The following is a 12,415-nucleotide window of genomic DNA, read 5'->3' as shown; positions in this document are numbered from 1 at the left end:
TCAGAAACACCGTCAAATCAACGTTTGCCCGTTCCGTCGTTCTTTGGACGTTGTCCTAAGTGTACCTTTTTGCTGGCTGTTAGAATAGCCAGTTTTTGCTTGGCTAGAAATTGTCTGGACGGCAGTCTGCAGGACTTCGCCTGACTTCCCGTCAGGCTCGTCCCTTGTCCTTGTCCACACAATTTCTAGCTCCAAGGCTTCGAATAGTCATAAGTCATAGTCTCGTCTTCAACTTCCTCCTCACTCACTATTCCTAAACAGATGAACTATTTTGTATTATTTATAACTTATTTTTAAGTTATAAATATATTTTACAAAAAATATTTTTGGAAGTCAATTAAAAACTTGATTTGTAAGTTTATAGGTGATAGAATAAGTTTAAAATAAAAAAACAGGAGTTCATCATGACCTTTATTATTCAAAATTTTGGACCCAATTTGGCACGACTACGCATAGAAAAAGGAGTGAGTCAAACTCAACTTGCGGAAGATTTAGGAATCGGTAAACAATCCATCTCTGACTACGAAAAACAAAAAAGCTACCCTACCTTTGCAAATTTAGATAAGATAGCAGAATATTTTAATGCAACTCCAACTCAACTTTTTGGAACGAGTAAGGAGATTGAATTAGAAAAGAGTGTTTTTGAATCGAATGAATACTCTGATAAAGTAAGTGAGATCTTAAAGGCTGTCAAATACATCGAACATTTTCTACAAACTGATGGACAGTACTTAGAGGATTTACTTTACCTAACAAGAGGCAACCAGCTATACACAGAAGATGGAGATGAGTTGTATATTGATCCAACTTCTCAGAAAAGAACATTTCATAACCAATATGAACCTGGTTTTATTGTAGCAAGAGATAAATCCCCACTAGAACTCTTAATTGAAAATAAGAACCTATTAGATTAAAAAAAGCGAGGATATGTACTGATCCCAAAAGTTAGATTTTTTCTGTCTAACTTTTGGGGTGCAGTACATTTTCAACTCTCTTATTTATTTTCTTATCTCACATAATTACTTCACATATCCAGGCTCATCAAATTCATTTTTTTCAATAACATATGCCACATTTGCATCCTTATTGATCAAAGAACATATATCTATTAAACTACAAAAGCTCTCTGACCGCAAAATTCCGTTAATTTACAACCTTATTCCTACTTTCTATTTTACTTTTCTGACAGGTAAGATTATAATAAGGAGTATTTATTTTCGGAGGTTTTTATGTCATTTCTATCAAAAAATTGGGCAGGACTGTTAGTCTGTCTGATCATTTCTATCATCTCTTGGGTTTTAGGAGGCTTTCTGCCTGTTGTGGGAGCACCTGTTTTCGCCATTTTTATCGGAATGATTCTCTACCCCTTTCTCACTCCCTATAAACAACTGGATGCTGGTTTGACTTATAGCTCCAAAAAATTGCTTCAGTATGCTGTTATCTTACTTGGTTTTGGACTCAATATCTCTCAAGTTTTCGCAGTTGGAAAATCTTCCCTTCCTGTCATCCTTTCGACTATTTCTATCGCTTTAATTATTGCTTTCTTTTTCCAACGATTTTTTAACATGGATACAAAGCTAGCTACCTTGATTGGGGTAGGCTCTTCTATCTGTGGCGGTTCTGCCATTGCAGCGACTGCTCCTGTTATTCACGCCAAGGAAAAAGAAGTAGCCCAAGCCATTTCTGTTATCTTTTTCTTCAATGTCTTGGCAGCTCTTATCTTTCCAACTCTAGGTTCTTGGCTCCATCTCTCCAACGAAGGTTTTGCTCTCTTTGCGGGTACTGCGGTCAACGATACTTCCTCTGTAACAGCCACAGCTAGCTCCTGGGATAGTCTGTATCATACCAATACTCTAGAATCTGCAACCATTGTCAAACTGACTCGTACCTTAGCTATTATCCCTATTACTCTCTTCCTCTCCTATTGGCAAAGCCGTCAACAAGACAACAACCAAGGAGTAAAGCTTAAAAAAATCTTCCCCGTTTTCATTCTCTACTTCATCCTAGCTTCTCTGCTAACTACCGTCCTTACTTCTTTTGGTGTTAGCAATAGCTTCTTTTCACCTCTCAAACAGCTCTCCAAATTCCTCATCATCATGGCTATGAGTGCTATTGGTCTCAAAACTAACCTCGTTGCTATGATCAAATCCAGTGGAAAATCCATTCTTCTTGGAGCCCTTTGCTGGATCGCTATCATCCTGACTAGTCTTGGCATGCAATTACTCATCGGTATTTTCTAAGAAAAAAGGGAGCCTAAAGGCTACCTCAGAACGTAGACAAACGTCATTTTTGGCGTTTGTCTTTTTGTATCTTCAAAGATATTTTGTCTTATCATCTACTATTCCATCCAAAAATCTGATTTAAAGCAAAATAAAAAGGGATATTCCCTATCCATTTCGATAATTTTTTCATTAATTTGTTTTTCCATTTTATCCTCCGATTAGTCTCGCACTGATATTTATTGATAACAACACTATATTTCTAGTATAGCATAATCATTAGATATTATAGGTTTTCAAACCAAATGAGAGTCATTCGTTTTTGCCCCACTTTTGCCCCATTTTTAAATCATGACATTGGAAATACCTAAAAGTACTTCCCTAAAATCACTTATATTTCAATATTTTTAATTACTCTCAATATGAAAATCCTTTCCAAATCCATGTAGGGGGCAGTTTAATATCGAAAAGAGACTTGATTGTAGGTCTCTTTTTTTATTTTTCTAAGAAAGAACTCACTTTAAACAGAACTTTACGTGCTTGTTTGTCCAAACGAGAGTTGTTCCAAATGATAATTCCTTCTAAGATATATGCTTTGTGTTATGATATTAGTCAGGAAACAGAATTGAAAAAGGAGACATGTGTTGAAAATTGCAATCATTGGCTATAGCGGCTCTGGAAAGTCGACTTTGGCAAATTTTTTAGGTCAACACTACAATTGTGAGGTACTTCATTTAGATAAAATTCATTTCACATCAAATTGGCAAGAGCGAACAGTTGATGAAATGACTGACGATATATCAACATTTATGCTACAACGTGATTGGATTATTGAAGGGAATTACTCGGCCTGTCTTTATGAAGAACGGATGAGGGAAGCTGACTGTATTGTCTATTTCAACTTTAACAGAGTTAATTGTCTCTATCGGGCATTTAGGCGCTATTTAACATATAGGGGAAAGACACGTCCTAGCATGGCAGAAGACTGTAATGAAAAATTTGATTTTGCATTTGTGAAATGGATTTTATTAGACGGACGTTCCAAAAAATATGTCGAGCAATATCATACAGTTGTTAAAAATTATTCTGACAAGACGACTGTTTTAAAGAATCAAAGGCAGTTAAATCATTATATGAGGCAGGTTAAATAGCTAGTAGAATTATTTAATCATAAAATAGCTGGTAGTTCTATATAAGATGTAAGGATAAAAAAGAGATCGTAAATAACGAGTTGCAATCTTAGCTATAACTGTCAGAATATTTTGTAAGAAGTGCTTTCAACGTTGAACAAATAGCCTTTTTTCTGCTATAATAAACTGTAACGCGAAACTTGTGGGTGAAATTCCCACCGTGAAGTTTTTCAAGAAAGGTGGGGACAGCCTCGTAAAGGTGGAGCTGTCCGTTATCAAAATAATATGACATCAGTAGTTGTTGTGGGTACCCAGTGGGGTGATGAAGGTAAAGGAAAAATTACAGATTTCCTAAGTCAAGACGCCGAAGTGATCGCACGTTATCAAGGTGGAGACAATGCAGGTCACACGATTGTTATCGATGGTAAGAAATTTAAATTGCACTTGATTCCATCAGGTATTTTCTTCCCAGAGAAAATCTCTGTTATCGGAAATGGTGTAGTGGTCAATCCTAAATCACTTGTCAAAGAGTTGGAATATCTTCATGCCGAAGGTGTGTCAACAGAAAGCCTTCGTATTTCTGACCGTGCGCACGTTATCTTGCCGTACCATATTAAACTTGATCAACTGCAAGAAGCTGCTAAAGGTGATAATAAGATTGGTACAACTAACAAAGGTATTGGTCCTGCCTATATGGATAAGGCTGCGCGTGTAGGTATCCGTATTGCAGACCTTTTGGACAAAGAAATCTTTGCTGATCGTTTGAAAACAAACTTAGCTGAGAAAAACCGTCTTTTCAGTAAGATGTATGAATCTGAAGAATTATCATTCGAAGAGATTTTTGAAGAGTACTATGCTTATGGACAACAAATTAAGCAATATGTCACAGATACATCTGTAATCTTGAACGACGCTCTTGATGCAGGCAAACGTGTCCTCTTTGAAGGAGCTCAAGGGGTTATGCTTGATATTGACCAAGGTACTTACCCATTTGTAACGTCATCAAACCCAGTTGCGGGTGGTGTTACAATCGGTTCAGGTGTTGGTCCATCTAAAATCAACAAGGTCGTTGGTGTATGTAAGGCCTATACGAGTCGTGTTGGTGATGGTCCTTTCCCAACTGAGTTATTTGATGAAGTGGGTGAACGCATCCGTGAAGTTGGTCATGAATATGGAACAACAACTGGACGTCCACGTCGTGTAGGATGGTTTGACTCAGTGGTGATGCGCCATAGCCGTCGTGTATCAGGTATCACAAACCTCAGCTTGAACTGTATCGATGTTCTTTCAGGTCTTGACACTGTAAAAATTTGTGTAGCTTACGACCTTGATGGTGAGCGTATTGATTACTACCCAGCTAGTCTTGAGCAATTGAAACGCTGTAAACCAATCTATGAAGAATTGCCAGGTTGGGAAGAAGACATCACAGGTTGCCGTAGTTTAGATGAGCTTCCTGAAAATGCTCGTAATTATGTTCGACGTGTTGGTGAGTTGGTAGGTGTACGTATCTCTACTTTCTCTGTAGGACCAGGACGTGAACAAACAAACATTCTTGAAAGTGTTTGGTCAAATATCTAAAGCCAATAAAAGGAGAATCTAGGAAACTAGGTTCTCTTTTCTCACGCCTTAAACTTATAGATTAATATGAATGTTGCAACTGTTAAAAAAGGTTACTAATTTTTCGATATGATTAGGAAAGAAACCTTTCTATTTGATTAGTTTTTCGGTATAATATGGATTGATTAAATGAAAATTAATGAGAACCTACTTTCATGATTTAAAAGTGTGTTCGTAATTTTGACAAAGAAAATAAGTGAGCATATCTCTTAATAGCTTTGGGCAAGAGGTGAATAATGAAGAAGATTGTATTTGTTTGTCTGGGGAATATTTGTCGTAGCCCAATGGCAGAATTTGTGATGAAAGAGCTGGACAAAGGAGAGTCTTTGCATATCGAAAGTCGCGCGACATCTTCATGGGAGCATGGAAATCCAGTTCATCAAGGTACCCAAAAGATTTTAAGGAAATATGCTATTTCTTTTGACTCTTCCAAGGGCTCCCAACAGATTAGTCAGGCTGATTTTGAGTTTTTTGATCTAGTTGTGGGAATGGATGAGTCAAATGTTGAGGATCTTCTACAGATATCTGCAGGGCGTTATGACGATAAAATCAAGCTTTTCAGACCTGGTGGAGTGCCGGACCCATGGTACACAGGTGACTTCGAAGAAACATATAAATTGGTAACTGCAGGTTGTCGAGACTGGTTACAGTGGATTAAGGATAGACAATGAATTTTAAACAACTAAAGGATTTTGATTTTAAAAATATTGATATTGACCGAAATCAATTTGAACGTATCACAGTAGGGGTTATTATTTTATGCGCCCTGTCCTTGTTTTTGGTGACTATAAAAACGCAACATTCTATCAAGATTGATGGGACTAAGATTACCTATAAAGGTCAGATGCAGAACCACCGTTTGAATGGTCAAGGGACTCTGACCTATGACAATGGTGATACCTACACAGGAGAATTTAAGAATGGTTCCTTTAATGGTCAAGGAACCTTCAAATCTCATGAGGGATGGATTTATCAAGGTGAGTTCAAGTCTGGTCAAGCTGATGGCCAAGGAAAATTGACTACTGAAAATAAGGTTACCTACAAAGGAAAATTTAAACAGGGGATTTTTAAAGGATGAGAATTAACTGGTTTTCTTATATTCGTGTGACAGGACTTTTTTTGGTTCTGATCTATCATTTCTTCCCAAGTATTCTTCCAGGGGGCTTCATCGGTGTTGATGTCTTCTTTACCTTCTCAGGGTATTTGATTACAGCACTTTTGATTGATGAGGTATCTCGGACGCATCGCATTGATTACCTTGGTTTTATGCGACGACGTTTCTACCGGATCGTGCCACCACTTGTGTTGATGGTGCTTATCTGTACCCCTTTGGCACTCTTGGTTCGAAATGATTTTATTGCAGGTATTGGACGTCAAATTACCTCTGTTATCGGTTTTGTAACTAACTATTATGAGATTCTGACTGGAGGAAATTACGAGAACCAGTTTAACCAGCATATTTACCTCCATACATGGAGTCTGGCTATTGAGGTTCACTATTATATTCTTTGGGGTGCCTTGCTTTGGTTCCTAGCTAAGCGTGTCAAACATCAAAATCAATTTAGAGGCCTAGTCTTTATGGTATCTCTTGCCTGCTTTATGGTGAGCTTCCTATCAATGTTTATTAGTGCTTTCTTTGTTGATAGTTTTTCTCGCTTATATTTCTCATCAATTACGCATGCCTATCCATTCTTCCTAGGCTCGCTCTTTGCGACACTTTCGGGTGTGTATGAAACGACCGCTAGGTTCAAGAAAAATATACGTCTTTGGACTCTGAAAAAGACAGTCCTTTATATGGTAGGGAGTTTTGCCTTGCTCGTATTGTTGGGCTTAGTCCTTCATTTTGAGGAACGCATCACCTATCTATTTGGTTTTGTTTTGGCTAGTTTGTTCACGGCTGTTATGATCTACTCTGCCCGTGTCCTCCATGAGAAATTGCCTGGAAAATCAGAGCCTGCTCTTATTAGTTATCTGGCAGAAATCAGTTATAGTGTCTATCTTTTTCACTGGCCACTATATATTATCTTTAGTCAATTGACCAATAATATTATTGCAGTCATTCTGACAACGATTCTGTCAATTGTTTTTGCGACACTTTCCTACTATATAATAGAGCCATTTATTGCAGGAAGAAAAGCCAGTCTCTTTGGAATAGATTTGGATTTGACACCTTACCGACATATTGTGCTTTATGTATTTAGTGGTCTCACCTTAATTACAGTGCTTATTTCTCTCTTTGCGCCGGCTGTAGGGAACTTTGAGAAAGATTTAGAAGCTAATGGTTTGTCGCAAGCTCAAACTAAGATGAAATTGACGCGTACAAATGCGGAGAACAGTCAGGCTACTTCATTTGGTGTGAATAAGGGAGTGACAATTTTAGGGGACTCCGTAGCTCTTAGATCAAAAGATCAGCTGGAATCAAGTATTGATAATGTCGCTATAGATGCAGTAGTCAGTCGTAACCTATCAACAATCAACGATTTGCTTAAAGATTACGCGGATAGTAATGCTCTTGCTAAGGATGTTGTCATTGCTGGTGGTGTTAATGAGATTGACGACTATAAAGGCGTTATTAATAAAATCATCAAGAATTTACCTAAGGGTCACCATATTATCTTTGTAACACCATATAATGGAAGTAAATCTGGTAACGAGGCTCAATCTTTGCTTCAGTTACGTAAGTATGAGTTAGAGATGGCGGAGAAATATGACTTTGTGACAGTTGCTGACTGGTATCAAGTGGCTAAAGAAAATATTTCTATCTGGAATGGTACAGATGGGGTTCACTTTGGATCTGATAGCGACTCAATTAACCGTGGAGCTAAACTCTATACTAAGACAATTAAAGAAGCTATAGAGAAAGCTGATAAGGCACCAGTTAAGGGTGGTAAGAAATAATTAAAAGAGAAGGCAAGTCTTGTCTTCTTTTTTATGGACAAATTTTGACTGCATTTTTTGTTTTGTGCTAAAATAAGCCTATGGCAAGAATATTAGATAATGATTTACTAGGAGATGAGGAGTATGTTGAGCGTACCCTTCGTCCTCAGTACTTTAAGGAATACATTGGTCAAGATAAGGTTAAAGACCAATTAAAGATTTTTATAGAGGCAGCTAAACTTCGTGATGAAGCACTAGATCATACTCTTTTGTTTGGTCCTCCAGGTTTGGGGAAAACAACTATGGCTTTTGTGATAGCTAATGAGATGGGCGTCAATTTAAAGCAGACGTCTGGGCCAGCAATTGAAAAGGCTGGTGATTTAGTGGCTATACTCAATGACTTGGAGCCAGGTGATATCTTATTTATTGATGAGATTCACCGGATGCCAATGGCAGTGGAAGAAGTTCTTTATAGTGCTATGGAAGATTACTACATTGATATCATGATTGGTGCAGGCGAAACAAGTCGTAGTGTCCATCTAGAGTTACCACCTTTCACATTAGTAGGTGCAACTACTCGAGCAGGTATGTTGTCAAATCCATTGAGGGCTCGCTTTGGGATTAATGGTCATATGGAATATTATGAGCTACCAGATTTGAAGGAAATTATTGAACGTACTTCAGAAATCTTTGACATGACTATAACACCTGAAGCTGCTCTAGAGCTAGCACGTCGTAGCCGTGGGACGCCTCGTATTGCTAACCGCCTACTTAAGCGCGTGAGAGACTATGCACAAATTATGGGTGATGGCATCATTGATGATAAGATTGCAGACAAGGCGTTGACTATGTTGGATGTGGACCATGAAGGACTAGATTATGTCGACCAAAAAATTCTCCGCACCATGATTGAAATGTATGGTGGGGGACCGGTTGGTCTAGGTACCTTGTCGGTGAATATTGCAGAAGAGCGAGAAACGGTAGAAGATATGTATGAACCCTACCTAATTCAAAAAGGATTCATTATGCGTACACGAACAGGTCGTGTTGCAACGGTTAAAGCCTATGAACATATGGGGTACGACTACACTCAAGAAAGTTGATAAAAAATCCATCGAAGATGGATTTTTTTGTTTAGGCAAAAAATAAAATAAAGAAAAAGAAAAAAACTTAAAAAATCCCTTGCAATGAGTAGGTTCTTTTGTTATTATATTATGGTGCTGTAAATACAGCGCTTAGCTATGATACAAGAGGTTGCGACACGCCTGGTTGCACTGCCACGCAATCCGTGTTGGTTTTCTTGAGGAGCTAGCCTATTATCTTAAATAGACGAAAGAGGAGAAAAAATGGCAAACAAAAAAATTCGTATCCGTTTGAAAGCTTACGAACACCGTACGCTTGATACAGCGGCTGAAAAAATCGTAGAAACTGCAACTCGCACAGGTGCGACAGTTGCTGGGCCAGTTCCACTTCCAACTGAACGTAGTCTCTACACAATTATTCGTGCGACTCACAAATATAAAGATTCTCGCGAACAATTTGAAATGCGTACACACAAACGTCTTATCGACATCATCAACCCAACTCAAAAAACAGTTGACGCTTTGATGAAACTTGATCTTCCAAGTGGTGTGAACGTAGAAATCAAACTTTAATTAAAAGCTTGATTCATTGAGCATAAAAAACGCTCGTTAAAAACTTTTTTGAGCATAAAAAACGCTCATAAAAAACTTTTTGAAAAAACAATAAAGTAAAGGAAATATTTTCTCATGACAAAAGGAATCTTAGGGAAAAAAGTGGGAATGACTCAAATCTTCACTGAAGCAGGTGAATTTATCCCTGTTACTGTCATCGAAGCTACTCCAAACGTTGTGCTTCAAGTTAAGACTGTTGAAACAGACGGTTACGAAGCAGTTCAAGTTGGTTTTGACGACAAACGCGAAGTATTGAGCAACAAACCTGCCAAAGGCCACGTAGCGAAAGCTAACACAGCTCCTAAGCGCTTCATTCGTGAATTCAAAAACATTGAAGGCTTGGAAGTTGGATCAGAAATCACTGTTGACACATTCGAAGCTGGAGATGTTGTTGACGTAACTGGTACTTCAAAAGGTAAAGGTTTCCAAGGTGTTATCAAACGCCACGGTCAATCACGCGGACCTATGGCTCACGGTTCTCGTTACCACCGTCGTCCAGGTTCAATGGGACCTGTTGCGCCTAACCGTGTTTTCAAAAACAAACACTTGGCAGGACGTATGGGTGGCAACCGTGTGACAATTCAAAACCTTGAAGTTGTACAAGTTATCCCAGAGAAAAACGTTATCCTTATCAAAGGTAACGTACCAGGTGCTAAGAAATCTCTTATCACTATCAAATCAGCAGTTAAAGCTGCTAAATAATAAGAAAGGAGAAATCAGTTAAAAATGGCAAACGTAAAACTATTTGACCAAACTGGTAAAGAAGTTAGCACAGTTGAACTTAACGACGCTATCTTCGGTATCGAACCAAACGAATCAGTAGTATTTGATGTCGTAATCAGCCAACGTGCTAGCCTTCGCCAAGGTACTCACGCGGTTAAAAACCGTTCAGCAGTATCAGGTGGTGGACGTAAACCATGGCGTCAAAAAGGAACTGGACGTGCTCGTCAAGGTTCTATCCGCTCACCACAATGGCGTGGTGGTGGTGTTGTCTTCGGACCAACTCCACGTTCATACGGATACAAACTTCCACAAAAAGTTCGTCGCCTTGCATTGAAATCTGTTTACTCAGCTAAAGTTGCAGAAGATAAATTTGTAGCAGTTGAAGCTCTTTCATTTGCAGCTCCAAAAACTGCTGAATTCGCAAACGTTCTTTCAGCTCTTAGCATCGATTCTAAAGTACTTGTTATCGTTGAAGAAGGAAACAAATTCGCTGAACTTTCAGCACGTAACCTTGCAAACGTAACTGTTGCAACTCCTGCAACTGCAAGTGTACTTGACATCGTAAACGCAGATAAACTTCTTGTTACTAAAGAAGCTATCTCATCAATCGAGGAGGTTCTTGCATAATGAATTTGTATGACGTAATCAAAAAACCTGTTATCACTGAGAAATCTATGGTTGCTCTTGAAGCAGGAAAATACACTTTCGAAGTTGATACACGTGCACACAAACTCTTGATCAAACAAGCAGTTGAAGCTGCATTTGAAGGTGTTAAAGTTGCTAGCGTGAACACTGTAACTGTTAAACCAAAACAAAAACGTGTTGGACGTTACACTGGTTTCACTTCAAAAACTAAAAAAGCTATCATCACTCTTACAGCTGATTCTAAAGCAATCGAGTTGTTTGCAGCTGAAGCTGAATAATCAAAGGAGAAATTAACGTGGGTATTAAAGTTTATAAACCAACGACAAATGGCCGTCGTAACATGACTTCTTTGGATTTCGCAGAAATCACTACAAGCACTCCTGAAAAATCATTGCTTGTTTCTCTTAAGAACAAAGCTGGTCGTAACAACAACGGTCGTATCACTGTACGTCACCAAGGTGGCGGACACAAACGTCACTACCGTTTGATTGACTTCAAACGTAACAAAGATGGCGTTGAAGCAGTTGTTAAAACAATTGAGTATGATCCAAACCGTACTGCAAACATCGCTCTTGTACACTACACTGACGGGGTTAAAGCTTACATCATCGCACCTAAAGGTCTTGAAGTAGGTCAACGTATCGTTTCAGGTCCAGATGCGGATATCAAAGTTGGTAACGCTCTTCCACTTGCAAACATCCCAGTTGGTACAGTTATCCACAACATTGAGCTTCAACCAGGTAAAGGTGCTGAACTTATCCGTGCTGCTGGTGCATCTGCTCAAGTTTTGGGTCAAGAAGGTAAATACGTACTTGTTCGTCTTCAATCAGGCGAAGTTCGTATGGTTCTTGGTACATGTCGTGCAACTATCGGTACTGTAGGTAACGAACAACAATCACTTATCAACCTTGGTAAAGCCGGCCGTAATCGCTGGAAAGGTATTCGCCCAACAGTTCGTGGTTCTGTAATGAACCCTAACGATCACCCACACGGTGGTGGTGAAGGTAAAGCACCAGTTGGACGTAAAGCGCCATCTACTCCATGGGGTAAACCTGCGCTTGGTCTTAAAACTCGTAACAAGAAAGCTAAATCTGACAAACTTATCGTTCGTCGTCGTAACGAAAAATAATTTAGTCGCTTAGCACATAACATCCGCCAACTCGGTAGCACTTCTTAGTGCAAGCCGCTGTGGTACATTCAATTTAAAGGAGAAAACTACAAAATGGGACGTAGTCTTAAAAAAGGACCTTTCGTCGATGAGCATTTGATGAAAAAAGTTGAAGCTCAAGCAAATGACGAAAAGAAAAAAGTAATTAAAACTTGGTCACGTCGTTCAACGATTTTCCCAAGTTTCATCGGATATACTATCGCAGTTTATGATGGACGTAAACACGTTCCTGTTTACATCCAAGAAGACATGGTAGGTCACAAACTTGGTGAATTTGCACCAACTCGTACTTACAAAGGTCACGCAGCTGACGATAAGAAAACACGTCGTTAATAGGAGGAG

At 38.8% G+C, this 12,415-nt stretch carries 15 protein-coding genes; 14 read left to right on the top strand and 1 reads right to left on the bottom strand.

The features are described 5' to 3' along the window. Positions 1-12: 12 nt before the first annotated feature. Positions 13-195, bottom strand: a complete 183-nt coding sequence (locus tag A6J31_RS11810) for a hypothetical protein (protein WP_073686738.1) — start codon at positions 193-195, stop codon at positions 13-15. Positions 196-404: 209 nt separating this feature from the next. On the opposite strand from A6J31_RS11810, the gene A6J31_RS09000 reads away from it, so the two are divergent. The 14 genes from A6J31_RS09000 (at position 405) to rpsS (ending at position 12,406) form a co-directional block, all read left to right on the top strand. After that, positions 405-914: a helix-turn-helix domain-containing protein gene (locus A6J31_RS09000; RefSeq protein WP_080611009.1), complete on the top strand. Its 510-nt coding sequence runs from the start codon at positions 405-407 to the stop codon at positions 912-914. 315 nt (positions 915-1,229) lie between these two features. Next, positions 1,230-2,240 carry a YeiH family protein gene (locus A6J31_RS08995; protein ID WP_002885799.1) on the top strand — a complete coding sequence of 337 codons (1,011 nt, stop codon included), beginning with the start codon at positions 1,230-1,232 and terminating at the stop codon, positions 2,238-2,240. A gap of 623 nt (positions 2,241-2,863) precedes the next feature. Continuing rightward, entirely contained in the window at positions 2,864-3,370 is a 507-nt protein-coding gene (locus A6J31_RS08990) for a DNA topology modulation protein (RefSeq protein WP_073687835.1), read from the top strand. 264 nt (positions 3,371-3,634) lie between these two features. After that, on the top strand, positions 3,635-4,927 hold the full coding sequence (locus A6J31_RS08985; protein WP_037601293.1) for an adenylosuccinate synthase: 1,293 nt from the start codon (positions 3,635-3,637) through the stop codon (positions 4,925-4,927). A 275-nt stretch (positions 4,928-5,202) separates the two neighbouring features. Beyond that, positions 5,203-5,637 carry a low molecular weight protein-tyrosine-phosphatase gene (locus tag A6J31_RS08980; RefSeq protein WP_080611007.1) on the top strand — a complete coding sequence of 145 codons (435 nt, stop codon included), beginning with the start codon at positions 5,203-5,205 and terminating at the stop codon, positions 5,635-5,637. Further along, positions 5,634-6,044: a membrane protein gene (locus A6J31_RS08975; RefSeq protein ID WP_002885750.1), complete on the top strand. Its 411-nt coding sequence runs from the start codon at positions 5,634-5,636 to the stop codon at positions 6,042-6,044. Before A6J31_RS08980 ends, A6J31_RS08975 begins: the two co-directional genes overlap by 4 nt. Next, a complete protein-coding gene (locus A6J31_RS08970; protein WP_080611005.1) occupies positions 6,041-7,864 on the top strand; it encodes an acyltransferase family protein in 1,824 nt (607 codons plus the stop codon). The genes A6J31_RS08975 and A6J31_RS08970 overlap by 4 nt, the downstream gene beginning before the upstream one ends. Positions 7,865-7,944: 80 nt before the next feature. Continuing rightward, the gene (gene ruvB, locus A6J31_RS08965) at positions 7,945-8,946 is read left to right on the top strand and encodes a Holliday junction branch migration DNA helicase RuvB (RefSeq protein ID WP_002887068.1); all 1,002 of its coding nucleotides are present in this window, start codon (positions 7,945-7,947) and stop codon (positions 8,944-8,946) included. Between the two features lie 243 nt (positions 8,947-9,189). After that, complete coding sequence (gene rpsJ, locus A6J31_RS08960) at positions 9,190-9,498, top strand: 30S ribosomal protein S10 (protein ID WP_002885653.1); 309 nt, start codon at positions 9,190-9,192, stop codon at positions 9,496-9,498. 114 nt (positions 9,499-9,612) lie between these two features. Further along, entirely contained in the window at positions 9,613-10,239 is a 627-nt protein-coding gene (gene rplC, locus A6J31_RS08955; protein ID WP_002885755.1) for a 50S ribosomal protein L3, read from the top strand. 24 nt (positions 10,240-10,263) lie between these two features. After that, entirely contained in the window at positions 10,264-10,887 is a 624-nt protein-coding gene (gene rplD, locus A6J31_RS08950) for a 50S ribosomal protein L4 (protein WP_002885795.1), read from the top strand. Next, a complete protein-coding gene (locus tag A6J31_RS08945) occupies positions 10,887-11,183 on the top strand; it encodes a 50S ribosomal protein L23 (RefSeq protein ID WP_002885771.1) in 297 nt (98 codons plus the stop codon). Before rplD ends, A6J31_RS08945 begins: the two co-directional genes overlap by 1 nt. Positions 11,184-11,200: 17 nt before the next feature. Then, positions 11,201-12,034: a 50S ribosomal protein L2 gene (gene rplB / locus A6J31_RS08940; RefSeq protein ID WP_064520872.1), complete on the top strand. Its 834-nt coding sequence runs from the start codon at positions 11,201-11,203 to the stop codon at positions 12,032-12,034. A gap of 93 nt (positions 12,035-12,127) precedes the next feature. Further along, positions 12,128-12,406 (top strand): 30S ribosomal protein S19, encoded by a 279-nt coding sequence (rpsS, locus tag A6J31_RS08935; RefSeq protein WP_000533765.1) that lies wholly within the window; start codon positions 12,128-12,130, stop codon positions 12,404-12,406. Positions 12,407-12,415: the final 9 nt, after the last annotated feature.

It is taken from the genome of Streptococcus sp. FDAARGOS_192 (assembly GCF_002073815.2).
Classification (GTDB): domain Bacteria; phylum Bacillota; class Bacilli; order Lactobacillales; family Streptococcaceae; genus Streptococcus; species Streptococcus salivarius_H.
Note: the sequence above shows the minus strand (reverse complement) of the source record. Positions and strands in the feature narration are given on the sequence as shown.

Coding starts and splice junctions, on each gene's coding strand:
- A6J31_RS08975 (WP_002885750.1), top strand. CDS start 5,634: ATGAATTTTAAACAACTAAAGGATTTTGATTTTAAAAATATTGATATT.
- A6J31_RS09000 (WP_080611009.1), top strand. CDS start 405: ATGACCTTTATTATTCAAAATTTTGGACCCAATTTGGCACGACTACGC.
- A6J31_RS08985 (WP_037601293.1), top strand. CDS start 3,635: ATGACATCAGTAGTTGTTGTGGGTACCCAGTGGGGTGATGAAGGTAAA.
- A6J31_RS08995 (WP_002885799.1), top strand. CDS start 1,230: ATGTCATTTCTATCAAAAAATTGGGCAGGACTGTTAGTCTGTCTGATC.
- rplC (WP_002885755.1), top strand. CDS start 9,613: ATGACAAAAGGAATCTTAGGGAAAAAAGTGGGAATGACTCAAATCTTC.
- A6J31_RS08970 (WP_080611005.1), top strand. CDS start 6,041: ATGAGAATTAACTGGTTTTCTTATATTCGTGTGACAGGACTTTTTTTG.
- rpsJ (WP_002885653.1), top strand. CDS start 9,190: ATGGCAAACAAAAAAATTCGTATCCGTTTGAAAGCTTACGAACACCGT.
- A6J31_RS08945 (WP_002885771.1), top strand. CDS start 10,887: ATGAATTTGTATGACGTAATCAAAAAACCTGTTATCACTGAGAAATCT.
- rplD (WP_002885795.1), top strand. CDS start 10,264: ATGGCAAACGTAAAACTATTTGACCAAACTGGTAAAGAAGTTAGCACA.
- rpsS (WP_000533765.1), top strand. CDS start 12,128: ATGGGACGTAGTCTTAAAAAAGGACCTTTCGTCGATGAGCATTTGATG.
- A6J31_RS08980 (WP_080611007.1), top strand. CDS start 5,203: ATGAAGAAGATTGTATTTGTTTGTCTGGGGAATATTTGTCGTAGCCCA.
- ruvB (WP_002887068.1), top strand. CDS start 7,945: ATGGCAAGAATATTAGATAATGATTTACTAGGAGATGAGGAGTATGTT.